Here is a 25,817-nt window from a genome sequence, read left to right on the forward strand (position 1 = left end):
TAAATCAGACGATCTGAATTAAATTTCTCATATGAATATTTATTCATTTCGGTCAAAAAATATTGACAGCTCTTACCAGCAGACAAATCCACCATCTACCAATAAATCCACACCGGTACAAAAGGAAGCCGCATCAGAAGACAGGAAAATCGCAGGACCCGCCATTTCTTCCACTTTTGCCATTCTTCCCATCGGCGTTTGGCGTTCAAATTCTTTGGTTTGATGAATCATTTCTGGACGAGTGTTCATCGGCGTTGCGGTGTAACCCGGACTAATCGAATTAACGCGAATATTTTTGTCTACCCACTCCATTGCCAAGCTTTTGGTGAGATGAATAACACCCGCCTTAGAAGTGTTGTAATGCGCTTGCTCAAGACCACGATTTACGATGACGCCAGACATAGAAGCAATGTTCACAATAGAACCGCCGCCACTTTTCTCCATCAATTCAGCTTGCGCTTTACAAGAGTGCCAGATGCCCGTTAGATTAATGTCGATCACGCGTTGCCACTGGTCTGGCTCCATGTCTAGGGCAGGATTCGCATTGGCGATGCCCGCCGCATTAACCGAGATATCAAGGCAACCAAACGTGTCCTCAGTTAATTTTACCGCTGTGCGTAAAGACTCAAGATCACATACGTCACCAGTATAATGGATGGCTTCACCGCCCATCTTTTTAATACGGGCAACCGTGTCAGTGATGCCGGCGTTTTGTAAATCAAAACACACTATTTTTGCACCCGCACTGGCAAGTGCTTGAGCAATGCATTGCCCTATTCCACTGCCAGCACCTGTGACCATGGCAACGCGCCCAGATAAATCAAAAAGTTTGGCTGCATTAATGTTCAAATCAATCATCATGGTTACCTAATCAAATTAAAGTGTTAAACGTTCTTAATAATGGGAGCTGTTGTTACCCAAATGCGGTCGCCAGCTCCATTACAGAGACATCATTTGCCTCTTCACGATCAAGAATGCCGGTCATTTTCCCTTCCGCCATGACCATAATACGGTTAGAGATACCCAACACTTCTTCAAGATCCGAACTCACAACAATGACAGCAATGCCTTTGTCCGCTAGTTCAACGATAATGTCATAAATTGAAGATCGAGCACCCACATCAATCCCCCGCGTTGGCTCATCAAGCACGACCACTTGAGGGTCTTTCGCCAGCCATTTAGCCAAAATCACTTTTTGCTGATTACCGCCCGACATTTCACCTGCGTTTTGTGCACCAACCCCTTTCACGCCAAATCGAGCAATGCCAGCTTTGGCATAGTTTTTAATACTGCTACGGCTAATGAAACCAAACTTGGAAATGGTCGATAAGTTCGCATAAGCAATGTTGTCTTCAATAGAATGCTCAAGCACCAAGCCCTGTAGTTTTCTATCTTCTGGCACCAGCACCACACCGTTATTAATGGCGCTGGTTGGTGTTTTCGGCGTAATATCCTTGCCATGTAAAAAAACCTGCCCTGTTGCAATCGGATCTGCGCCGGTTATCGCCCTAACCATTTCAGTTCGACCTGCTCCAATAAGACCTGCAATACCGAATATTTCGCCTTTTTTAACCGAAAAGTTAATGTCTCTGAACGCACCATTAGGAGAAGAGAAGTTTTTAATCTCTAAACAGACATCCTCTTTTGGCACAGGAATCGTCGGAAACATTTGATTGAGGTCTCGCCCGACCATGCTTTCAACAATGGCTCGAATCGGCACATCACCGCTGTCGAACTGCTCAACCGTATTGCCATCACGCATCACCACAAGACGATCGGCTACCTTACGAATTTCCTCTAGACGATGAGAGATGTAAATTATGCCAACGCCGTCGGCTTTTAAACGTTCAATTTGTTCGAACAAAAGCTCCGTTTCGGCCCCCCCTAGAGCGGCCGTCGGCTCATCTAAAATCAGCAACTTAGCATCCAACGCAAGCGCCTTGGCGATTTCTATTAGCTGCTGATTTGCCGTTGAAAGTCCTCGCACCAATGCCGATGCGGGGATATTCAGGCCTAATCGTTCTATCTGAGCTTGCGCACGCTGCTCCATCTCTTTACGACTGATAATGCCATTTTTACCGGGCCAACGACCAATAAAGACATTTTCAGCAATGGATAGGTGCTCAAGTAATCTCAGCTCCTGATGAATGAGGACAAGGCCTGAGTTTATGGCTTCTCGCGGACTATTGGGCGAATAAGGCTCACCCATCCACGTCATTTCTCCAGAGCTTTGGTGAAAACCGCCCGCAATGATATTCGAAGTTGTCGACTTGCCAGCGCCATTCTCACCCAACAATGCCACGACTTCTCCAGGGTATACCTCAAGATCTATACCGTGTAACACCTCTGTCGGACCAAAACTCTTACGAATTTTACGCAGAGTCAATATAGGCTTTCGTTCAGTCGTCATGATATTGTTTGCTCCAAAATTAACGATTAAGGATGATCAGCTATGAATGCTTCAACATTGGCGGATGTTGTCAAAACGGCATCAATAATCTGTTCTTTTGGCACGTCTCCACCTGCCGCAAGCTTGATAGCAGAATCGACCGCTAAGCGCCCCATAGAACGGGTACTTTGCGTTGCTGTCACATCAAACACCCCTTTTTGGATAGCCAGTAGCGCCCCTGTGTCACCATCGTAACCACCAACGAAAATACGCTGTTTTAAACCAGATGCCGCAACAGCTTTCGACGCTCCCATTGCGAGTCCATCAGCTTGACCGAAGATCAAGTTCACGTTTGGATACGCTTGGAGTAAATTTTGAGCTATAGAGAAACCTTCATCTTGAGACCAACGCTCACTCCATTGATCCGCGACCAATTTCACACCTGGGTTTTCATCAATCGCTTGCTGACAACCTTGGGTACGATTTACTTCAGGCGTTACGCCTTTTTGACCATGAATCATGATCATCTCACCTTGGCCGCCAGCTAAATCAATAATATGGCTACATACTTTATAAGCCGACTTAATACCTTCACCTGCAATGAATGTATCGCCCGGTTCTGTTTCAGCATTACGATCTAAGTTGACAACAGGAATACCTGCCGCTCGAGCCAACCTTGGTGGTACTGTTGCCGCAGCGGCACCAGCAGGAATATATAAGAAAGCGTCAATATTCTGAGTCATCAAATCCTGAACTTGACTTACTTGAGTTGAACTATCATCACTTGCATTAACGGTAATCACTTTAATGCCTTTACTCTCTGCGTATTCTTCAACAGATTCTTTAATTTGAATAAAGTAATTCGCCGATAAGTTTGGTACAGCCAAACCGATTTTTTTCACTTCCGCCGCATTTGCGCCTGTTGATACAATGGCCGCTGCAACAGCACTAGCAAGTAACATTTTTTTAATTTTCATTAGGCATTATCCTCATAGAGTATTATTTTTATTAAAACCCGCATCGTATTGATTAACGGTTTCTAAGGATATTCGACATAGTGTCGAATGGTCAGTACTTTGGTTTACCCAGTTTTGGCGAATCAAAGCCAAAACGTTTAGCAATAATGTATTAGCGTTTTTTTAGGGCTTCTATTGATACGGCTAACGCAATGACCAAACCGATAACAACTTGCTGCATAAAGGGTGACACGCCCAAAAGGTTTAATCCGTTTCGTAAGACACCGATGATCAGTACGCCAATAATGGTTCCCACTAAGCTCCCCGTTCCACCTGATAAACTGGTTCCGCCGATAACAACTGCGGCAATAGCATCAAGTTCGTATGAAACACCAGCTTGAGGTTGAACAGAATCCAGACGTGCTCCCAATAAAACACCGGCCACGCCAGACAAGACAGCCGCAAAAACGTAAACACCCACTGTATGCAATTTCACTTTAATACCAGCAAGACGTGCCACTTCTGAATTACCGCCAATCGCATAAAGACTACGACCACCAGAGGTGAACCTTAGATAAGCCCAGCAGATAGCAAAAACAGCTAACATAATAGCGACGGTAATCGTTATAATGCCGCCATAGCGAATAACCGCCATCAAGTTAAACCAAGCAGGGAAGCTAATAATTTGATGGCCATCACTGACCATATTGGCTAAGCCGCGTGCAGCGGACATCATAGCAAGCGTGGCGATAAACGCAGGGACACGGAAGAAAGCAATCAAGGATCCGGATATGAGCCCAGCAAAACCGGCACCAACCAAACCAGCGGCAATCGCCGCTTCCATAGGCCAACCTATTTCTTTTGCAAGAAAGCCCATTATCATGCCGCTCAGGGCGAGGATTGAGCCTACGGATAAATCAATACCACCAATTAAAATAACAAATGTCATTCCAACAGCGAGAATCCCAAGAACGGTTATTTGATCGAGTATATTGACAAAATTTCGTAACGAGAAAAATGACTCCGTCATAAAAGAAAGGAAGACACAAAGCAGTAACAAGCCAATTAATGGACCAGTAGAACCACTCAGTGAAAACGACGCATTCAATCTGCTTCGCAGCATAGGGATTACTCCTAAAAACAATTATATTATTTTTATTCATCATGAATATTTATTCATGTATGTTTAATTATTCAAATCATATTAAATACAGCGCATCTTAGTTGTCAAGTAATTAACCTGACTAAATTCACTTGATCCCGTTTTAGCACTAAATTGAGAACGCCTTTTCAACACAATACACCGTCACTAACAAATTATTTATAAGCAAATTATCAACTCGTTATTGACGATTAACGACTAAATATTCTATTGTGGATTTTTATTCAAAAATAATTTACGGGTTACTTCATGACTAATAAATACAAAAATGTTGTTGTTTGTGGCGGCAATAAAGGAATAGGTCTTGGCATTACTGAACGCTTTCTGCAAGATGGATTCAATGTCGTGGTCGGTACAATTGACAACGATTACGACCAGACAGTTGCAAAATTAAAATCTGATTTCCCACAGCAAATTGTTCAATTTTTAAACTGCGACGTCAGTTCAATCCAGTCAATTAAACAATTTTTTAAGCAGGCATTCGACCTCATGGGATCAATTGACATTTCTGTTCAAAATGCTGGTGTCATTCGTATTTCAAAACTTGAAGAAGTTACAGAAAACGATTGGGACATGACTCTAGATGTAAATACCAAGGGCATGTTCTTTTGCTGTAAAGAAGCCATTCATTATATGAAAGCGTCTGGTAAAGGTGGCCGTTTAATTAACACAGCGTCAGGTCAAGCGAGAGAAGGGTTTATTTATACCCCCCACTATGCTGCCAGTAAATTTGGCGCAATGGGTTTAACACAGAGTCTTGCTAAAGAAGTCGCCACGGATAACATTACTGTTAACTCAATTTGCCCTGGCATCATTCATACTGATATGTGGGATTACAACGACCGGGTATGGGGGCAGTTGATGGGTGATTTTAAACCTGGTGAATTGATTGATTCATGGGTTGAAAACATTCCAATGAAACGAGCAGGTACCATCAAAGAAGTCGCTGGGTTAGTCGCCTTTTTGGCGGGGCCAGACGCCGCTTATATAACGGGACAAGCCATTAATGTAGACGGCGGCCTCATCATGTCTTAACAGTACAACCTTTCCAGTTTTGGTAGCGAAACTGTATATAGTGGTCTATTCCCATCACCTTGTTATTGACTTATTAAAAGGCTCAATAGCAAGGTGATGTATAGCGTCTTTCCCCTTTTACTAATCTAGCCTTGTCTAGAGTACTTTAAACCGACACCTACTATTCTCTCCTTTTGCATATGTCATTCAATTTGAGCGTTTTTGCTATTGGTATCCTTTACCAAGCATCGTACTCTTTTTCTCTTCATTTTTTTCAAAAAGGAAAAACCATGATCCACTCCACTCTTATCAAAGTCAGAGGATTTCATATTGATGTTTTTCAACATGTCAATAACGCCCGTTATTTAGAATTTCTTGAAGAGGGGCGCTGGGCATTCTTCGATGATTTCGATTCCAATATTGATCTTATACAACAGGGCATCGCTTGGGCTGTTGTTAATATTAATATTGATTTCAAATCAGAAGCGAGTTTTGGTGATGTGCTTGAGGTACGGTCCCAATTTTCCAAGCTTGGTAAGCGCAGCATCACCATGAAGCAAACTATTATCAATAGCCGCACTCAAGATATCGTAGTGGAGGCGGATGTTACTTACGTATGTTTCTCCAAAGAATTAAAAGCAGCCATTCCCCTTCCTGAGGCGTATCGACTAAGAATAGAAAAAGCGATTGTTTGATGTGTTTCAACACGTGCATTGACGCCATGCCCCGTGATTTGAAAAAAATCTAATCCACAGCCTCTAAAGAGACATAAATGTGCATTTATATGCGCATTTTTTTGTATATTTATCTCAAAAAGCAGGCACACTGACCTTTTAGTTACACATTAGTTAATCTCATCATTTAGTTGATAACGGCTCACTTGTTGCACGTTTTATTTCTGATTATTATCGGCTCCGACACCAATTAAACAAACATTCAACTAAGAGTTAATGATGAAAAATGTTCTAATCAAAAGATGGTTATACACACTTGTAAGCCAATCGATAAAACTGGTTAATTTTCTTTTTAAGGAAGTCCAAGCAGATCGTTTACCGACAAACGAAAAAGGTCTGACCCATATTAATTGGAGTGGAATTGAAACGAGACATTTTTACAACGACTCTGACGATCATTATTGTGCTCACCCTACGGCTAAGCGGGTGCAAAACACGTAATAGTGTTAGAAATTAAGAGGCTTACAAAAAAGCATAATACGTCACTATATTATGCTTTAACCTCCCATTGGTGTCTTATTTAAGACACAGAATGCAAAGCCTTAATTAATGGTTAAACGACTTTTTAGCCAAATAATATTATCAAATCGTATTACTCAAAAACACAACGATAAAATACGTCTCTCTTTATCGTAGTACTCATCAACACCGATAAACTTCTTACACTAACCCACAAGATTCACTGGTAGAGTAATCCTGAAACTGAATGTCAGTAACCAGACCCATGAGTAATTAACGCTTGATAAGGACTGATTTCGAATATATGATTCGTATACGTTTTATTATAAATCATATATGGAAAATTTACACATGGGCATTATCAAAATCTCTGACGACCTTCACGATGACATCCGAAAAAGCTGCCAGGTTATGTCTCGTTCAATCAATGCTCAAGCGGAATTTTGGATTAAGATGGGGCGACTTGCCGAACTAAACCCCACCCTAACCTTTTCAGAACTGATTGCTAACGAACTGGCAACGGCAAACAATGAATCACCACTCAAAGTGGTAAAATAATATGCAAGTACAAATTAAAAGTGCAGAAGAAATTGAATTGATGAAAACATCAGGCAAGCTGTTAGCTGACGTTTTTCACATGCTAGACGATATTGTCAAAGAAGGCGTGTCAACCTTAGAGATTAATAATAAAGTAGATGAATTCATCCGCCATACATTGAATGCACGTCCTGCAAGTTTAGGGCAATATGGTTATGAATTTGTACTCAATTCATCGGTAAACGATGTGGTCTGCCATGGTGTACCCACCCATAACCAAAAGCTTAAATCAAAAGACATAGTGAACTTTGATATTACCCTTGAGAAAAATGGATTTATTGCTGACTCCAGCAAAATGTATCTTATGAGCGAAGCCAGTCCCATAGCAAAACGTCTTGTTAAAACCACTTATGATGCGATGTGGGCTGGGATTAAAACGGTGAAACCTGGCGCCACATTAGGAGACATTGGTGCGGCTATTCAAACCCTAGCAGAAAGCAAGGGGTATTCTGTCGTTAAAGAATATTGTGGCCACGGTATTGGCCGAGAAATGCATGAAGAGCCACAAGTTCTGCATTACGGTAAGGCTGGAGCTGGCTTGGTTTTAATAGAAGGCATGACCTTTACTATTGAACCTATGATTAACCAAGGCAAAGCCAAAACGAAAACCAAAAAAGACGGTTGGACTGTGGTTACTGCGGACAAAAAGCTCTCTGCCCAGTGGGAGCACACTATCTTAGTGACATCAACAGGTTATGAAGTGCTGACCTTAAGAAATGAGGAACCTAACCATAAACGCGGCCTGAAGACTTAATGTCACGATCAACAGCCGTTAAGCCCGCTAGTCGTTACAACGGAATGAGACTGAAAACACAGTGTTATTGCCTAGCTATAAGCACGGTATCCATAAGGTGAATAACACGGCTTGATTGTTTAACATCTACACTGGTTGCGTGCAGCATTTGACCGTTTGAGCTTCAGGCTTAATTTTGAAGCCGATAATTTTATCACCCATAGCGCTCATTGAAACGAAAACTACGCAGCAGGTCAAATCCGATTTTCTAGCAGCGCTAAACTGGCTGTATTTTACTGGCGACAAGAATGACGACTTTATCAATGAAGAATACAGGTTCGACTCTCAATTTCCCGTCAATCCCAGATATTTCAACTATTCAGCCACCTCGCTATGCTTTAAACTATGTCTCATCCAACACAGTAAAGTAAAGGTCGAAGCAATGGCTCTATTTTACTATACGACCTCAAGTTAAGGAGCTAGGCCGTGAAAAATGTATTCATTGATGGCGAAACAGGCACAACAGGACTTCAAGTAAGGGAGCGCCTGCTTAACCACCCGCATATTAATATTATTAGTATTGATCCTACTAAAAAACGGGATGAATCTGAAAAACGTCGCTTGATGAAAGACGCCGATGTGACGGTACTTTGTCTACCAGATGAGGCGGCGAAAGAAAGCGTTGTTTTAGCGAAAGAAGAAGGCAGCCGTATTTTGGATGCGAGCTCGGTTCACCGCGTTGCTGATGGTTGGTCATACGGTTTACCGGAATTAGACGTAACCCAACGGGAGAAAATCGCCAAGGCACAGTTTGTGTCTAATCCAGGCTGTTACCCTACTGGTGTTATTTTGCTTCTTAAACCTTTAATCGAAGAAGGCTTATTACCGGCTAATGGCGATTATGCGATCAATGCCATTTCCGGGTACAGTGGCGGCGGTAATGCACTGATAGATCGTTATGAAAAAGAACCTAATGCGCCTACCTATGGCGTTTACGGTTTAAACTTTGCTCACAAGCATTTACCAGAATTAGAGAAATGGTCTGGTCTGTCGAAAAAGCCTATTTTCATACCGAGCGTAGGAAACTTTCGCCAAGGCATGTTGACTTTCGTACCAGTGGAATTGACGGATGGAATGACAGCATCACAACTGCACGCAAAACTGTCAGAAACATACTCACAGGAAACCTTTATCTCGGTAAATGATTACAACGTGATTGACGATGCGGCAGCGCCTTTCCTAACCCCACATAACATTGACAACAGTAACCGAGTAGAATTATCTGTTTTTGGTTCGACTGATGGAAAATCTTGTCTCTTAGCGGCTAAATTTGACAACCTAGGTAAAGGTGCTTCTGGTGCCGCCGTACAAAACCTAAACATAATGTTAGGATTTGACGAAACACTTGCCGTTGAGCTTTAAATGCGTTTAAAAATGGCATGACAATAATAAGACCCGCAATTAAGTGCGGGTCTTATTATTGCGCAATCCCCTCTTTATTTATCAAAGAAAATTCCAATATTTTTTTCATTTTATGAGGGTATTTGACAAAAAAAATGAGCCTAAGCTCATTTTTGAAACCGTAATGATTGACTTTATATAACCAAAAATACGACTTAACTATTTCGATTCAAAATCACCAACTCAACGTAATTTTTTGCCCAGTTTCTAAAGACGTTTGTGCGGCATCGGCCAACATTTGCGCACGACGACCGTCTTCAAAACTCGGTGTAACAGGCTGTTTCGCAATCACATTTTCGATGAAAGACGTCAACTGCAAGTTATAAGCATCCACATATCGGTCAATAAAGAAATTATAAAGTGGGTCTTGCACTTGTGTGGTTGCTTTAGTAAAACGTGTAACAGACGTCGGGGTCTGATTGTTCGAAATCACCATGCCTTCTGAGCCAAACGCTTCCACTCGCTGATCGTACCCATAAATAGCACGACGTGAGCCATTGATGTGAATTAAACGACCAGATTGACTTTTCATGATCAGCATCACGCTGTCTACGTCGCCAATATCGGTGATTTTTTCGTCTACCATGGCGCCACCAAACGCCTGCAGTTCAACGATTTCTTCACCCAAAACAAAGCGAGCCATATCAAAGTCATGAATAATCATGTCACGAAAAATACCGCCTGACGATTTTAGGTATTCCACTGGCGCCATACCGGGGTCACGGCTGGTGATAATAACCTGTTCAAGTTTACCAATACTGCCATCTTGAGCGGCTTTGGCGATCGCCGCATGGCTTGGATCATAACGACGGTTAAACCCTATTTGAATGGGCACATTGCACTCTTTAATCTGTTCTAAGCATGCATTAACAGTAGCGGTATCCAAATCAATCGGCTTTTCACAAAGGATGGCTTTACCCGCCTTTGCCGCTTTTACAATCAAATCTACGTGAGTATCCGTACTTGTCGCGATTAATACCGCATGCACATCTGGATCAGCCAAGGCTTCATCAACACTGGAGACAACTTGAGCACCTGTCGCTTTAGCTACCTCTTCCGCCGCTGGCGCATAGACATCAAATACGTATTTAAGATTTGATTGAGCGAACGCTTGAATATTTTGTGCGTGCATTTTACCGATGCGACCCGCACCAAAAAGAGCAAAATTAAGCATGGCATTTCCTTACTATTTTATCGTTTGTAGAAGGCGACTACTGTGCTGGTAAATACGGCATCAATACAAAATCAAAAGCGCATCTAGCAAGTAGAATGCGCTTTCTCGTATGTTTTTGCCTTGTTTTTACTTCACTCGTGATATCGCGACGGTTATTAGAATATTAAAATTTAAACTTTCTTATCTCGCTCAATAATCCACTCATGATCGGGGTCATTATGGAATATCCAGTTTCGACTTGGTCCTGCCATTACATTTAAGTAATAGGATTGATAACCATGAGGTACGCCAACAGGATGGTACCCTTCTGGAACCATCACAAGATCACCGTCTTCAACCGCCATCGTTTCATCAATACTGCGATCATCCGTATAGACTCGCTGAAAAGCGAACCCTTGTGGTGGATCAACCTTGTGATAATAGGTTTCTTCCAACTGAGTTTCAGATGGTGCTGCATCGGTATCATGCTTATGTGGCGGATAACTCGACCAACCGCCACTTGGTGTAATCACTTCACACACCAATAAGCTATCAGCCGGCTCGTTACCAAACAAAATATTACACACATGACGTGTATTACTGGTGACACCACGTGTTTCATATTGGCACTGATCGGGGGTAATCAGTTTAGCCTGAAAACCACCTTTTCCGGGTGCCTTACAAAAAGCCACTTCTACATCGGTAATGGCTTCGATACAAATTTCATCGTGTGCTGGAGAATACACAGAATACGGCGCTTTTTGATCAAAGACGCTCATGCGATCCCCAATATCAGACCAAGATTCATGCTTGGTACTGGCATTAGCTTTACCTGAAAGAATTACGGCACAAACTTCATCAGTTCCTGTCGCAAGGGTAATGGAATCACCTGCTGACAATTCATGCGCTTCAAAGCCAACATACGTCCAGTTCGCACTTTCTGGGGTTACATGCTGGATTTGTGTCTGCCCTGCTTTCTGGCTCTTTTTACTGAGTAAATGAGACATAAATTAAAACCTCGTTACAAATTACTTCATGGTTGGCATTGAAAATTCTGGGCCGGCACGTAAACCTGTTGGCCAACGAGCGGTAACGGTTTTCATGCGAGTATAGAAACGTACACCATCTGGTCCATGCATATGTAAAGGCCCAAACAAAGAACGCTTCCAGCCACCAAAACTGTGAAAAGCCATCGGAACAGGAATTGGAACATTCACCCCAACCATACCGACTTGAACATTCTCTGTGAATTGTCGTGCGCTGTCACCATCACGGGTAAAGATAGCCGTACCATTACCGTATTCGTGTTTATTGATTAACGCGAGACCATCCTCATAGGAATCAACACGAACCACACACAATACAGGGCCAAAAATTTCTTCGTCATAAATTCTCATGCCATCTTTCACTTGATCAAAAAGTGTTGGACCAACAAAGTAGCCTTGTTCATGGTTTTTAACCACAAAATCACGACCGTCAACCACTAATGTTGCGCCTTCTTCAACACCTGAGGAAATGTAATCACGTACTTTCTGAGCGTGCTCTTTACTCACTAACGGCCCCATATGAGGTTCGTTTTCGATGCCGTATTGCTTATAAAGGCCTGGACCAACCGTCATAGTAGCAATTTCAGTCTGTAATTGGCTGATCAAGTTGTCAGCAACCTCATCACCAACACAAACCGCAACCGAGATTGCCATACAACGCTCGCCTGCTGAACCATATGCCGCGCCCATCAAAGAATTCACAACTTGATTTGGATCGGCATCAGGCATAACTAACATGTGGTTTTTTGCACCACCAAGAGCCTGAACACGTTTTCCATGGGCACTTGCTGTTGAATAAATATAATGTGCAATTGGAGTCGAGCCGACAAAGCTCACCGCTTGAATTCTCTCGTCTGTTAGCAACACATCAACTGACTCTTTGTCACCATTAACGACATTGAAAACACCATCAGGCAATCCCGCTTCTTTTAGCAATTCCGCAAGACGCATAATCGTACTTGGGTCTTTCTCTGATGGCTTCATAACAAATGTATTACCGCAAGCAATAGACACAGGGAACATCCACATTGGCACCATTGCAGGGAAGTTAAATGGACTGATCCCAGCACAAACACCAAGGGGCTGCATTAGACTGTAGCTGTCTACGCCACGACCCACATTTAAGCTATGTTCACCTTTTTGTAAATGGGGAATGCCGCAGGCAAACTCAACCACTTCCAAACCACGAGTTAATTCACCCATGGCATCGGAATACACCTTACCATGTTCGATAGAAATCAGTTCCGCCAATTCATGGCTGTTTGCTTCAACCAACGCTTTGAATTTGAACAATACACGAGCACGATTCAATGGCGTTACTTTTGACCAAGTTTCAAACGCCGTTTGTGCTGACGCAATCGCCGCTTGAGTCTCTTTCACTGTACTCAAGGATACTGACAAAGACACATCACCCGTTGCAGGGTTAAAGACATTAGCTGTACGAGTTGAGCTACTTGCCACAAATGTGTTGTCGACAAAGTTCCCCATTACCTTATTTACATCAGACATTCTCTTCTCTCTTTAAAATAGTAGAATCGTTTTAGCGAATAGTTAAAAAGCAAAACCGGCTTTTTTAAGGTTCGAAGACAGATATTCGTAACCCATTTTTGCGTACTTCAATGGATTTGCGATAGCAGGATCTTGTTCAGCCTCTACGACTATCCATCCGTCATAATTTACCGATTTCAAGACATTAAAAATCGGTAAATAGTCAATGCTGCCATCGCCAGGTACAGTATAAACCCCCTCTAAAACGGCATTTAAAAAAGCACTATCGCGGTTAAGATTATCTTTTAGAACGTTTGGACGGATGTCTTTACAGTGCACGTGTTTAATACGTTTAGCGTGTTTTTGAGCTACTTCAAGCGCATTCCCGCCAGCAAAAGTAATGTGTCCCGTATCCAGTAATAAACCGACGTTATCGCCCGTCATTTCCATCAATTTATCCACTTCAGCGGCCGTTTCAATCACGGTGCCCATATGATGGTGATACGCCATTTTTACGCCTTCACCCGCCATATAATCCGCCAGTTTAGTCATGCGTACCGCGTATTCCGCCCATTGATCATCGGTCATTCTTGGGCGATGAGACAACGGCGCCGCTTGATCTCCGTGAATGCAGCCACTCACCTCGGCTACAACCATTACATTTGAACCCAATGTTCTTAATAAATTAAGGTGGTCCTGCATGGCTTCAATTTCGTCTTCCACACTGCGTTCCAATAAGCGCGCGCTGTACCAACCTGACACTAGGGAAATATCATATTTTTCTAAAATCGGCCCTAATACAGATGGGTCACGAGGAAACTTATTACCCAATTCAATACCACTGTATCCAGCTTGACGTGCCTCAGTTAAACAAACTTCAAGAGGAGTATCTGCACCTAATGAAGGCAAATCGTCATTGGTCCACGTTAATGGGTTAATGCCGATTCGAATCGTCGATGTTGATGCTATAGTGTGATTATTATTCATAGGATTGCTCCAAAGCTCAGATCAAAAAGTTAGTAGGGTTGTTGTTGTTTTGAGACCTTGTATTGACGCTCGGCCTTAACCACTTCGTCACGGATCGATACTTCAGGTACCGCTACATCCCACCATGCGCCCCCCTCCTGCGTACTTGGCATAGGGTCTGTATCGATGGCAATAACATAGGTCTGATTACTCGCTTTGGCTCTTGCTAATGCGGCTTCAAGGTCCGCCAAACAACTTACCTGTTCTGATCCGGCACCCAGTGCTTTTGCATGCGCTGCAAAATCGGTTTTAGGTGCACCCGCTGTCACCGTATGGCAATTTTGTAATAAATTATTAAAGGGTTCCCCGCCACACGCTTGTTGCAAACGGTTGATACAGGCATAGCCACGGTTATCCAAAACAACAATCGTTAGCTTTAGACCCAGCATAACAGAGGTCGCAATTTCGGAGTTCAGCATCAAATAACTACCATCCCCAACCATCACAATAACATCACGCTCAGGCGTTGCCATTTTCACCCCCAATCCACCAGCCAATTCATAGCCCATGCAGGAGAAACCATATTCGACGTGATAGCCAAGATCAGAAGAAGTACGCCATAATTTATGCAGCTCACCCGGTAGACCGCCCGCGGCCTGAACAATCGTACTGTCAGCCGATGCAAAACGATTAATCACACCAATCACGTTAGCATCAGTAGGTAAATAGTTTGCATCGTTAGCTTGAGCCGGTAATGCCGTTGCCTTTTCTACATCAGACAACCACTGTTGGTTCAGGGATTGAACTCTTTGCGTCCAAGGAGATGATGCTTTCCATTCTGTAGACAACTGAGCGGTCAATTCTTCAAGCGTGGATTTGGCGTCTCCCACCAAAGGGACAGAGTTATGTTTTTCAGCATCAAATGACGCCACATTAAGACTTAATAAAGTATGCTCTGGATTAGCAAACAAGGTACGTGACGCCGAGGTAAAGTCTTGAAGACGGGTACCAATTGCAATGATCAGATCGGCTTCTTGAGCCGCCGTATTCGCAGAGCTTGATCCCGTAACGCCAACCGCACCTAGGTTTAACTCATGATCCCAAGCCAAAACCCCTTTACCTGCCTGGGTTTCGCAAGCGGGTATTTGATATTGCTCAATAAAGGCTTTTGCTGTCTCTACTGCTAGGCTGTAATGAACCCCTCCACCCAGAAGAATCAACGGCTTTTTTGCCGTTTTAATCGCGTCCACTGCGGTCGCAAGCTGTTCTATGTCGCTGCGATTACGGCGTAGTTTGTGCACTTTCTTGGCGAAAAAGCTCACAGGAAAGTCAAACGCCATGGTTTGCACATCTTGTGGCAAGGCCAAAGTTGCTGGCCCACAGGTAACGGGGTCCAGCATTGTATTAATAGCCACTGGCAAACTGGTAATCAATTGCTCAGGACGATTAATACGATCAAAATAACGAGATACCGGACGAAAGCAATCGTTTACCGACATGCTTGGATCATTAAAGTGCTCAACTTGTTGTAAGACTGGGTCAGGCGTGCGAGTCGCAAACACATCCCCAGGTAAAAATAAAACAGGCAACCGGTTGGCCATCGCCAAGCCAGCGGCCGTTATCATATTGGTTGCCCCTGGCCCAATAGACGATGTGCAAGCCATAATACGTTGACGACGATGTTGCTTAGCATAAGCACAGGCGGCCAACGCCATACCTTGCTCATTGTGCGCTCGGAATGTGGTAAAGTCATTTTTGACCTGTGCCAGCGCCTCACCTATTCCAGCCACATTACCGTGTCCAAAAATAGCCCATGCACCACCAAACAAAGGCACTTCCACGCCATCTATGAGAGTGAATTGAGCTTGTAAATGCTTGACCAACGCTTGCGCCATGGTTAAACGTACAGTTTCCATTTTAGGCCTCCAATTATTTAGCTGCTTGCTCATCTGTTGATACAACCGTACGTTGCTTCCAAAGACGACTCATTTCCAAATAGTTATTTTTCACTCTGGCAACGTATTCAGTATCATCAATCTGGTTACTTAACCACGCTTTTGTCGGTTCAGAAAAGATCGTTCGACCAATCGCAAATCCCTTACAAATATCTTGTTCAGCCGCCGCATTAAAGCCCGCCTGCAACTCATCTACAGGACGATCCAAACCAAGCAATACAACACCTCGACAATGTGGCGCGCGTGCCTTGATTAAAGCACCAATCTTTTTCCACGCGGCTTTACTTGGAGAAGGCAGTTTCCACCAATCAGGGAACACGCCTAAGTTATAGAAGCGTTCAATTGAACGAGACAAAGTGTCGTCTTGTACCGCTGAATCTGCAGGTGGAATAATTTCAACCAGTAATTCATGGCCTGATGCGCAACACGCTCGATATAAATCTTTTACTTTTTGCTCTTGTTCATTACGTAAATCAACCGCATCATCTGGGTGATAAAAAACCAGACATTTAATAATGTGATTTGTTGGCCAAGTCGAGATAATTTGACCGATGTTGTCACCCAATTCAAAACGTAATGGTCGGCTACTTGGCATTTCCACTGGTCGTGCGATCCAGTGATCTTTACCTGTAATATCATTCAGAACGTCTTGAGCAAATGTACCGTCAGCAAGAATGCCTGTTCCACCAACCGTGTCACCCAAAGCGTCAGCGCCTTGATACGCCGCTTGCAAGATTAACTCTTTCGCTTTGGGGATTTTTGACAGCGGTGCACCCACTTCAAGACACATATCAACAAATTGACGTCTATGATCAAAAGCTAGAATACACATATCCTGCCATTCTTTCTTACGCTCTTGACGAACAGGCCTTTGAGTCGTCACACGATGTAAATAATTCAACACAGGATCAAGATCGGGTCTTGGAATGTCATCACGATTTAACAAATAGTAATCTAACTCTTCAAGACTGGGCATAGCTGGTGAACAACCATGACGAGAAACAACGATTGCGCCACATGCGTTAGCATAATCACAAGCATTCTCTGTTGATTCACCTTGAATCCAGCCACGTAAATACCCACTTAAAAAAGCATCACCTGCACCTAATACATTCAGTACTTCGACCTCTACTCCGTAACGCGTAATCCCTTCATCCAATGTCTCAGGAATCGTCCCTTTAAAAACCGAACACCCCAATGCGCCACGCTTCACAACAAACTCAGCCGAAGACACCTTACGAATGCGTTTTAAACACTCAATGGTATCTTCACAACCACCCGCAATATGAAACTCCTCTTCTGTTCCCACCACTAAGTCACATAGTGGCATAATTGACATCAGATGCTGAGTAACCGATGCATTTGATACAAAGCGATTTTCACCTTCACCTTTACCTGTCAATCCCCACAGAACGGGCCGATAATCAATATCAACAACCACTTTGGTGTTGTTTGCTTGAGCGTATTTGATGGCGGTTCGCGCGGCTAAATCCGTACCTTCTGTTGAAAAGTGCGTACCTGTGATGAGTAAGGCTTTTGCCGATGCAATGTACGCTTCATCGAAATCTTTTTCGCAAATAGCCATGTCCGCACAATTTTCACGGTAAAAGATCAGCGGAAAGGTGTCCTTATCTTTAATCCCCAACAAAACCAATCCGGTTAAACGCTCATCGTCAGTCACAACATGAGAAACATCAACGCCGACTCGTGCTAATTCTTTACGCACAAAGCGCCCCATGTGTTCGTCACCGACTCGAGTTAACATCGACGATTTCAAGCCCATGCGAGACGTGCCAAAGGCGATATTACAAGACGAGCCACCTAGGTATTTTTTAAAGCTGCTTACGTCTTCTAGTGGCGAGCCGATTTGCTCCGAATACAGATCCACCGCAGCACGTCCTAAGCAAATAACATCTAAATTTTTATTATTCATTTTTGTTCCCCATCGTACTGTTCCACTTCAACCCACGCTCTGTTCTCGTAAGATTCAATAACCTTGTCTAGGATGATGTTCACTTGCGTCGCGGCTCGAAAATCAGGCCACAATGGTGTGTCATTGACTATACTTTTATACAAATCACGCACTTCAACCGCTTTCATGTCGTTGTAACCTAAACCATGGCCTGCCGATACACAAAAGGCCGAATAATCAGGGTGTTCCGGCCCCACTAAAATACGTTTAAAACCTTGAGTTTGTGGATTACCTTCAGCAATGTATAAAGACAATTCGGATAAAGTTTCTTGATCGAAAGTTAGGCTTCCTTTGGTGCCTGTTACTTCAAAAGACAAACCGTTTTTCTTGCCCCAGGCAATTCGGGAAGCTTCTATTGTTCCTTGAGCACCATTTTCAAAACGCACCATCATATGAGCTTGGTCATCGTTTTCCACCTGACCAAAACCGCCCTTAAAAGCGGATGATCCCTGTGATAAAGGTCGCTGCTCATGCACAATTTTAAGGTCCGCACATAAAGACGTGATGGGTGACACTAAATGGATAGCCAATTGAACTATATGCGATGCCAAATCATTTAACGCTCCAGTTCCAGCAAATTGTTTTTGCAAGCGCCAGCTAAAGGGTACATTTTCATCCGCCAAATAATCTTCATTAAACACACCACGAAAATGAACCACCTCACCAATATCACCACGCTCAATCAACTGTTTGGCAAATTGTACCGTTGGGTTTTTTATATAGTTGAACCCAACTAAGGTTTTAACGCCTGCCAACTCAGCCGCCTGAGTCATGTCTTTGGCGTCATCTGCATTCAACGCCAGTGGCTTTTCACTGTAGACGTGTTTGCCCGCCGCAATAGCCGCTAGCGCAATTTCTTTATGCAAAAAGTTCGGTGCGCAAATATCAACAACATCAATATCAGGATCATTAACTAACGTCTTCCAATCCCCTGTTGAGCGGCTAAACCCCAACTCTTTAGCTTTCTCCGCCGCAAGTTCAGGGGACGCATCTGCCAACATCTCACATACCAAAACGCCCTTAGGAATAGCAAAAGCGACCATCGCATTGTGATACGCAATGGCATGCGCTTTCCCCATGTAACCAGAACCGACCAAACCTATTCTTATTTTTTTAGTCGTCATAGAGGTCCCCCTTATGCACTTGCATCTAAACGGCTAAATTCTTCCAATTCAGCCGTTAACGCATCCAATTCCTGACCGCCGGCCATCATCTCTAATACATCTTCGCGGCTGACTTCTGATTTCAAAAAGGAGCCTAAACTCTGACCACGATTCAATAATGTAAAGCGATCCGCAATTGGATAAGCATGATGAACGTTGTGAGTAATTAAAATAACAGCAAGACCACGCGCCTTAGCTTTGGCAACGACTTTCAACACATTAGCAGACTGTTTGACGCCAAGAGCCGCAGTAGGCTCGTCGAGAATCAATACTTTTGCACCAAAATGAATCGCGCGAGCAATGGCCAAACACTGCTTCTCACCACCTGACATGGTACCAATTGCCTGTGAAGGATCACGAACGTTGATCCCCATTTCAGCCATACCTGCTTGGGCAATTTCATTGGCTTTTTCAAGGTCGAAACGCTGAAAAATTCCCCGACCTTTGGTTAGCTCACGGCCCATAAAAAAATTACGTGTCACACTCATCAAAGGCACAAGAGCAAGATCTTGATAAACCGTTGCAATCCCAGCATCTAATGCTTCTACCGGGGACTTAAACTGAACAGGCTTACCTTCTAAATGGTATTCTCCTTCACTGGGTACATGCACACCGGCTAAGGTTTTAATTAAGGTAGATTTGCCTGCACCGTTATCACCTAGTAGACAGTGAACTTCACCTAATTTCACTTGCATATTAATGTTTTGTAGCGCAATAACCGAACCGAAGTAACGGCTTACATTTTTCAATTCAATAATAAATTCGCTCATTTTGTTCTCCTAAATTCTTGATCTAAACAGTAAATTTGCATTCGAAAAACACGTTTAATGTCGTGCCTCGGTCACTTTTTTACGAATATAGTTGTTGAACAAAACAGCAATTAGCAGCATGGCACCTAAGAATACACGGAACCAATCTGAATCAATGCCAGTGAAGAAAATACCCATTTGAACCACACCAAAGATCAGTGCGCCAAAACAAGCTCCAATAACCGAGCCGTAACCACCTGTTAGCAATGCACCACCGATAACCACAGCAATAATGGCTTCAAATTCCTTTAGAACACCACGGTCTGCTGAAGCAGAACCAAATTCAAATACCTGGCAAGCAGCGTAAACCGTGGCTGTAAAAGCGGTAAACATGAAAAGGGATATTTTTACTTTATCTACTGGGACGCCCACATTGCGTGCCGCTTTATCGTCGCCACCTGTTGCGAATATCCAGTTACCGTATTTAGTGCGCAGTAATACCCAGCTAGCAACACAAGCAAGCAAGAAGCACCAAACAACCACCATTGGAAGACCTTCCACTATCGGAGAGCCATCTTTGTAACTGCTGATAATGCCCACATCAGCAAGCCATACAAAGAGCCATTTACCGATCGTTCCACCGAACGCCGCTGCTAACCAATCACCATCAGCGTATTTATCGATTCCACCAACAATCGTTCGGTTAGTAAATAAGATCGAAAGAGCAATGGTCAAACCACGAAGAATAAACAGAAAAGCCAGACTAACAATAAATGAAGGCAAACCCGTTTTAACCACTATATAGCCGTTCAAGTAACCAATAAAGAGAGCGCCTGCGAAAGAAAAAAGGATAGCGGCCCAAATTGGCCATCCCCAATAGACAGCAGGAATGGTCATCATCATGCCGGCAAAGCCGATCATAGAACCAATAGACAAATCAAACTCCCCCGCGATCATTAATAAGCATGCACTGATCGCAATTAAGCCTAATTGAGCTGATACCGTTGTCCAGTTCATGATTCCATCGGAAGCAAACATGCCAGAGTCGCCAGCCGTTAAAAAGAAAAAGACAAACACTAACAGCGCACCAGACATAGCACCGAGCTCAGGACGATGCAGCATCCTCTTCCAAGCGGGTACTTTGCGTATCCTCTCATCACTCGAACCCGAACTATCAGCCGTTGCTGGCGTCTCAATTACTTGAGTTGGATCAGTCATAACGTTTCACCTTTGCTTATTGTATTTATTTTTTGTGAACTCCAATCTTATTATGTTGACGTGTTATAAAGCGCTTTTCACATTATAACTACCACCACCAAGCCGTGATTAAGCCAAGCTAACAATAGAGTGGAGCTTAATAATTTTTCATTTCAACAGTGACACCATAATAGAATATTTATTTCATTTTTTTCAATAGACAAAACAAATATTTTTTATTTTTTTACATTAAATATTAATAAAAACGCATTAAAAGCCACGTAAAATTAAATTTAATTATTTAAAATCAACACTTTAAAAGATAGAAAACGCTTTGAAACGAAAAATTCCAAAGAGTTGCATTTATGAAATATTCATTCTAATATCGTTTTGATTCTGATTAAAAATAAATCAGGAGATGTGTTCACTAAATCCAATAAAGAGTAATAACAAAAATAATTAATCCAAGCGGAGATAGTTTTAATGAAAAAATTTCTTAAGAAAAGTACCGCAATCCTAGTTGCAAGCGCAGCGACTTTCGGAGCAATGACGGTAGCAACAGCCGCTCATGCAGAAGGCGAGCGCTATGTCTTTATTTCCCATGCTCCAGATTCGGACTCATGGTGGAACGTTATCAAAAATGCGGTTAAACACGCTGGTGACGATATGGACGTTACAGTTGAATACCGTAATCCGCCAACAGGTGATTTAGCCGATATGGCACGTATTGTTGAACAAGCTGTAGCGACAAACCCTGATGGCATTGTTCTTTCAATTGCGGATTTCGATACACTTGAAGGCCCTCTTGAAAAAGCCGCTCGTAAAGGCATTCCTTTCATTACGATGAACTCAGGTACTGAAATGCAATCAAAAGCGCTTGGTGCTTTAATGCATATAGGTCAACCAGAATTTGCTGCAGGTTTTGGTGCGGGTGAGCGAGCTAAAAAAGAAGGCGTTAAATCGTTCCTTTGTGTCAACCACTATATTACCAACCCGGCGTCTGTGGAGCGTTGCATGGGCTTTGCAAAAGGCCTTGGTGTAGAACTTGGTAGTCAGATGATTGACTCTGGATCGGATCCAACCAACGTAGAAACAAAAGTATCCGCTTATCTACGCAAGCACCCAGATACCCAAGCTATTCTAACATTAGGGCCAACCTCTGCGCATCCAACACTACGAGCTCTATCAAAAAATAAAAACTTAAGCGACGTTTATTTTGGCACATTTGATTTAAGTGGCGAAATTTCAGAAGCAATCAAAAACGATAAAATCGATTTCGCTATCGATCAACAGCCTTACCTTCAAGGCTACTTACCTATTAGCTTCTTAACTTTGTACTCTCGCTATGGGTTGATTCCAAGCAACAATGTTAACTCTGGCCCAGGCTTCATAACCAAAGACAACATTGAATTAGTTGAAAAATACGCTGGTGAATTCCGTTAATCCAATGCACCCTATTGGATAGAATGAACGAGTAATGGAGGGGGTTATAGACACCCCCATGACCAATCAAGTCAGGGCAATATCTTATGGATATTGCCTCCTCAATCAAAAAAATCTCGCACGTATATCTAAATAAAAGCAGCTATAATAAGCAATTATAATAATCTCTATTTTACGGTAATAGGAGTCAATTTGTGGGTGCACCTACCTCTCTAGAACAATTACAGCAAGCTATTAGCCGTAATTACGACGACTTAAGTAAACGCTTGCAGCAAGTTGCACGGTTTTTATTGGAACATCCCAATACTGTTGCGCTCGAAACCGTAGCCAGCCTAGCCGAACAATGTGACGTTCCTCCCTCTACACTAGTTCGCTTTGCAGCCGCGTTTGAATACAACGGCTTTAGTGAAATGCAAAACTTATTTCGACAGTCTTTGGTTGAACAAACCTCCAGTTACAGTGAACGAGTCAAACTCAGCAAAAGTACCAGCGGCAATAATATTAATGCTTCCTACATATTAGAAGAGTTTAGCTCTGGCAATGCTTCTTCAATGAATCATTTGAATCATCACTTTTCACAAGACATGCTTAATAAAGCCGTCGATTTATTGGAAAATGCGCAAAACATCTACCTCATAGGATTACGCCGCGCTTATCCTATTTCAAGTTACTTTGCATACAGCTTACGACACCTGAATAAAACAACACACCTCATCGATGGCGGTGGAGGCATGTTAGTAGAACAAGCCAGTAACATACGAAAAAACGATGTTATTATTGCCACTACATTTAGTCCATATGCCAAAGAAACCGTGAACGTCAGCGAATACGCATTTAATTCTGGAGCAAAAGTAATCGCTATTACCGACAGCAAAATCAGTCCATTGGCGTCTCTTTCTGAAGTGTATTTCGATATTAAAGAAGCTGAAGTAATGGGGTTTCGCTCACTTACCTCTTCAATGACATTAGCACAAACTCTTTTGGTTGCCTTGGCCTATCGCTTAAATAATGACGGAAAAATGGGAGACACCAAAAAAATTGCATGGAAGCATTAATGACTCTAACGGAAAGACATTATGATTCCAGCTGAAGCCATTGTGTGAACAACATAGGGCAACCGCTCATTTAACGACTGACTTATTCTCATATTTTGCCTTGTAAATTGAATAAGACAGCGCCAGTAATACACATATTCCAGAGGGAATAAATAAAGCGTTAAATTGCATCTGGTTAAAACAGTATGCGCCTATTACGCCCCCGACCATAAATCCGCTAATAATCAGTATAAACAACAATGCCTTTCTTTTGTCGAATGGCTCCCCCCTAAATTTAGCGCCTAACATAATACCTAAATCCGTAAAAATACCCGTGACATGGGTGGTTCGAACAACGGCCCCACTAAACGTGGTTGCCAGAGCGTTCTGCAAACCACATGCGCTTGAAGCCAAATAGTGACCATAAAAATAATCTCCAGACAAAAAATAGAGAGCTCCTAAAAGTAAAAACGCTTCTAACAAAAGTAGGCGGCTGTAATTTAATCCTAGTTTTAATGAACCCGTTCGCAAAAAATACCCTGAGATTGAAGCGCCAAATAAAAAGCTGAGCAGAATCATCGCCAAATGAACTACATCAGAGGCGCTCGAGTTAATCATTCCTGTTCCGAGTAAAGTCGCTGTCCCGGATAAATGTGAAATAGATTGATGTTTAAATCCCAGTAGACCGATTGAATTAACCAACCCAGCCACTAATGCAAGTAGAAATGAGCCATATTCTACCCAACGGGGTAATTTTGAGACCATATTAATCCTCTAAAGACATGACGTGCCTCGCTAAGTATACCAACCATAGCCGCCTAGTATTGGAATCTTATTCAATAGCTTGATTATTGACAAGAAAACAGATTAACCCATTCCTTGTGATGACTTAGCACCCTATTTAACGCTTGAACGTTGCAACATAAATAGCACTAAAACGTCATTAATCCTTAAAAAAAGCTTCATATGAAACTGATAACCTATAAATAAATAGCGAGTTGATAGATTAAATGTTGCGTATGACAAGCCATTGTCTGCTTATCAAATCTATCTATTTCAGATAAATGGGTTCCTTACAGCAACATCTTGAGGCAAGAATGAGCTTTTTAAGCATTTCTAATTTAACAAAAAAATTCGAAAACAGCGTGGCGGTCAACGACATCAGCTTTTCTATTGAGCAAGGCGAGTTTATTTCCTTACTTGGGCCAAGCGGTTGCGGTAAGTCCACTACTTTAAACATGTTGGCTGGATTAGAAACACCAAGCAGCGGCCTCATTCACCTTAACCAAAGAGACATCACCCATTTACCACCAGGTCAAAGAAACTTGTCCATGATATTTCAGTCTTATGCACTCTTCCCTCACCTTTCAGTGAAAGAAAACATTTTATTTGGTTTAAAAGCTCGCAGGGTAGATAAAACAGAGCAACAAAAGCGCCTTAGACACGCGGTTGATCTGGTTGGTTTAGGTGAACACCTTCATAAGAAACCCAGTCAATTATCTGGTGGTCAATGTCAAAGAGTGGCGCTGGGGCGCAGTATTGTGTCGCAAGCGCCGCTTTGTCTAATGGATGAACCTCTTTCGAACCTTGATACCAAACTACGCAATGAAATGCGCTCTGAAATTCGACAATTACAAAAGTCTCTCGGACTCACTGTTGTGTATGTAACACACGATCAAATAGAAGCCATGAGCATGGCCGACAGCATCATTTTATTAAACAAAGGAAAAGTAGAACAACAAGGGGCACCAGAGAGCTTCTACCAACACCCTCAGACCACCTTTGTGGCTGGTTTTATTGGCCATCCACCGATGAACCTGATCACATTGAATCAGCATATTTTGGGTATCCGACCAGAGCACATTAGCCTTAATCCTACGGGCTATAAAGCCAAAGTGAACAGCTGCGATTACCAAGGTGCCGCGACCGTACTGGATATTGACATAATAGAAGGTCCCTTTGCTGGCGCAAAACGCATTCAGTTTTCTCTCGAAGGTAAACACATACTCGCCGTTGACAGCCTCATAGCCATTCAATGGCCTGAGAAGGCACAACACACTTTTTCTCTTTCCACTGGTAAACGATTCGTACCGCAATAAAGCTAACTTATAACACATTGCCATTCTAAACCACGATGCAATTCCAA

22 protein-coding genes are annotated in these 25,817 nt (G+C 42.8%); 8 read left to right on the forward strand and 14 right to left on the reverse strand.

Annotated features, from left to right (window positions below):
* Nucleotides 1–72: 72 nt before the first annotated feature.
* The 4 genes from IEZ33_RS10095 to IEZ33_RS10110 all read right to left on the reverse strand — a co-directional run bounded on the left by IEZ33_RS10095 (nt 73) and on the right by IEZ33_RS10110 (nt 4,468).
* Nucleotides 73–861, reverse strand: coding sequence for an SDR family oxidoreductase (locus tag IEZ33_RS10095; RefSeq protein ID WP_206696838.1), 789 nt, complete (start codon nt 859–861; stop codon nt 73–75).
* A 52-nt stretch (nt 862–913) separates the two neighbouring features.
* On the reverse strand, nt 914–2,410 hold the full coding sequence (locus tag IEZ33_RS10100; protein WP_191599972.1) for a sugar ABC transporter ATP-binding protein: 1,497 nt from the start codon (nt 2,408–2,410) through the stop codon (nt 914–916).
* A 26-nt stretch (nt 2,411–2,436) separates the two neighbouring features.
* On the reverse strand, nt 2,437–3,366 hold the full coding sequence (locus IEZ33_RS10105; protein ID WP_191599973.1) for a substrate-binding domain-containing protein: 930 nt from the start codon (nt 3,364–3,366) through the stop codon (nt 2,437–2,439).
* 151 nt (nt 3,367–3,517) lie between these two features.
* Nucleotides 3,518–4,468 carry an ABC transporter permease gene (locus IEZ33_RS10110; RefSeq protein WP_191599974.1) on the reverse strand — a complete coding sequence of 317 codons (951 nt, stop codon included), beginning with the start codon at nt 4,466–4,468 and terminating at the stop codon, nt 3,518–3,520.
* A gap of 288 nt (nt 4,469–4,756) precedes the next feature.
* Between IEZ33_RS10110 and IEZ33_RS10115 the strand changes: the two genes are divergently transcribed.
* From IEZ33_RS10115 to argC, 5 genes are all read left to right on the forward strand, one after another.
* On the forward strand, nt 4,757–5,542 hold the full coding sequence (locus IEZ33_RS10115) for an SDR family oxidoreductase (protein WP_191599975.1): 786 nt from the start codon (nt 4,757–4,759) through the stop codon (nt 5,540–5,542).
* 269 nt (nt 5,543–5,811) lie between these two features.
* Entirely contained in the window at nt 5,812–6,216 is a 405-nt protein-coding gene (locus IEZ33_RS10120; protein WP_191599976.1) for an acyl-CoA thioesterase, read from the forward strand.
* A gap of 849 nt (nt 6,217–7,065) precedes the next feature.
* Nucleotides 7,066–7,272 carry a ParD-like family protein gene (locus tag IEZ33_RS10125; RefSeq protein WP_191599977.1) on the forward strand — a complete coding sequence of 69 codons (207 nt, stop codon included), beginning with the start codon at nt 7,066–7,068 and terminating at the stop codon, nt 7,270–7,272.
* A gap of 1 nt (nt 7,273) precedes the next feature.
* Nucleotides 7,274–8,065: a type I methionyl aminopeptidase gene (gene map / locus IEZ33_RS10130; protein ID WP_191599978.1), complete on the forward strand. Its 792-nt coding sequence runs from the start codon at nt 7,274–7,276 to the stop codon at nt 8,063–8,065.
* 465 nt (nt 8,066–8,530) lie between these two features.
* The gene (gene argC, locus IEZ33_RS10135; RefSeq protein ID WP_191599979.1) at nt 8,531–9,466 is read left to right on the forward strand and encodes an N-acetyl-gamma-glutamyl-phosphate reductase; all 936 of its coding nucleotides are present in this window, start codon (nt 8,531–8,533) and stop codon (nt 9,464–9,466) included.
* Nucleotides 9,467–9,680: 214 nt separating this feature from the next.
* On the opposite strand, the gene iolG is transcribed toward argC, so the two are convergent.
* The 9 genes from iolG to IEZ33_RS10180 all read right to left on the reverse strand — a co-directional run bounded on the left by iolG (nt 9,681) and on the right by IEZ33_RS10180 (nt 21,215).
* Nucleotides 9,681–10,679 (reverse strand): inositol 2-dehydrogenase, encoded by a 999-nt coding sequence (gene iolG / locus IEZ33_RS10140; RefSeq protein WP_191599980.1) that lies wholly within the window; start codon nt 10,677–10,679, stop codon nt 9,681–9,683.
* A 170-nt stretch (nt 10,680–10,849) separates the two neighbouring features.
* Complete coding sequence (gene iolB / locus IEZ33_RS10145; protein ID WP_191599981.1) at nt 10,850–11,665, reverse strand: 5-deoxy-glucuronate isomerase; 816 nt, start codon at nt 11,663–11,665, stop codon at nt 10,850–10,852.
* Nucleotides 11,666–11,686: 21 nt separating this feature from the next.
* The gene (locus IEZ33_RS10150; RefSeq protein ID WP_191599982.1) at nt 11,687–13,213 is read right to left on the reverse strand and encodes a CoA-acylating methylmalonate-semialdehyde dehydrogenase; all 1,527 of its coding nucleotides are present in this window, start codon (nt 13,211–13,213) and stop codon (nt 11,687–11,689) included.
* Nucleotides 13,214–13,255: 42 nt separating this feature from the next.
* Nucleotides 13,256–14,179: a myo-inosose-2 dehydratase gene (gene iolE, locus IEZ33_RS10155; RefSeq protein WP_191599983.1), complete on the reverse strand. Its 924-nt coding sequence runs from the start codon at nt 14,177–14,179 to the stop codon at nt 13,256–13,258.
* 29 nt (nt 14,180–14,208) lie between these two features.
* Entirely contained in the window at nt 14,209–16,074 is a 1,866-nt protein-coding gene (gene iolD, locus IEZ33_RS10160) for a 3D-(3,5/4)-trihydroxycyclohexane-1,2-dione acylhydrolase (decyclizing) (protein ID WP_191599984.1), read from the reverse strand.
* A gap of 13 nt (nt 16,075–16,087) precedes the next feature.
* Nucleotides 16,088–18,046 carry a bifunctional 5-dehydro-2-deoxygluconokinase/5-dehydro-2-deoxyphosphogluconate aldolase gene (locus tag IEZ33_RS10165; protein WP_191599985.1) on the reverse strand — a complete coding sequence of 653 codons (1,959 nt, stop codon included), beginning with the start codon at nt 18,044–18,046 and terminating at the stop codon, nt 16,088–16,090.
* Nucleotides 18,043–19,209 (reverse strand): Gfo/Idh/MocA family protein, encoded by a 1,167-nt coding sequence (locus IEZ33_RS10170; RefSeq protein WP_191599986.1) that lies wholly within the window; start codon nt 19,207–19,209, stop codon nt 18,043–18,045. The genes IEZ33_RS10165 and IEZ33_RS10170 overlap by 4 nt, the downstream gene beginning before the upstream one ends.
* An 11-nt stretch (nt 19,210–19,220) precedes the next feature.
* Complete coding sequence (locus IEZ33_RS10175) at nt 19,221–20,018, reverse strand: ATP-binding cassette domain-containing protein (RefSeq protein ID WP_191599987.1); 798 nt, start codon at nt 20,016–20,018, stop codon at nt 19,221–19,223.
* 54 nt (nt 20,019–20,072) lie between these two features.
* Nucleotides 20,073–21,215, reverse strand: a complete 1,143-nt coding sequence (locus IEZ33_RS10180) for an ABC transporter permease (RefSeq protein ID WP_191599988.1) — start codon at nt 21,213–21,215, stop codon at nt 20,073–20,075.
* A 462-nt stretch (nt 21,216–21,677) separates the two neighbouring features.
* On the opposite strand from IEZ33_RS10180, the gene IEZ33_RS10185 reads away from it, so the two are divergent.
* Entirely contained in the window at nt 21,678–22,637 is a 960-nt protein-coding gene (locus tag IEZ33_RS10185; protein ID WP_191599989.1) for a sugar ABC transporter substrate-binding protein, read from the forward strand.
* Nucleotides 22,638–22,831: 194 nt separating this feature from the next.
* Nucleotides 22,832–23,692, forward strand: a complete 861-nt coding sequence (locus IEZ33_RS10190) for a MurR/RpiR family transcriptional regulator (protein ID WP_191599990.1) — start codon at nt 22,832–22,834, stop codon at nt 23,690–23,692.
* 66 nt (nt 23,693–23,758) lie between these two features.
* On the opposite strand, the gene IEZ33_RS10195 is transcribed toward IEZ33_RS10190, so the two are convergent.
* Nucleotides 23,759–24,436 carry a YoaK family protein gene (locus tag IEZ33_RS10195; protein WP_191599991.1) on the reverse strand — a complete coding sequence of 226 codons (678 nt, stop codon included), beginning with the start codon at nt 24,434–24,436 and terminating at the stop codon, nt 23,759–23,761.
* Nucleotides 24,437–24,768: 332 nt separating this feature from the next.
* On the opposite strand from IEZ33_RS10195, the gene IEZ33_RS10200 reads away from it, so the two are divergent.
* A complete protein-coding gene (locus tag IEZ33_RS10200) occupies nt 24,769–25,770 on the forward strand; it encodes an ABC transporter ATP-binding protein (protein ID WP_191599992.1) in 1,002 nt (333 codons plus the stop codon).
* The last annotated feature ends 47 nt before the right edge of the window (nt 25,771–25,817 follow it).

Origin of the sequence: Marinomonas algicola (assembly GCF_014805825.1) — a bacterium.
In the GTDB taxonomy this organism is placed as follows: Bacteria; Pseudomonadota; Gammaproteobacteria; order Pseudomonadales; family Marinomonadaceae; genus Marinomonas; species Marinomonas algicola.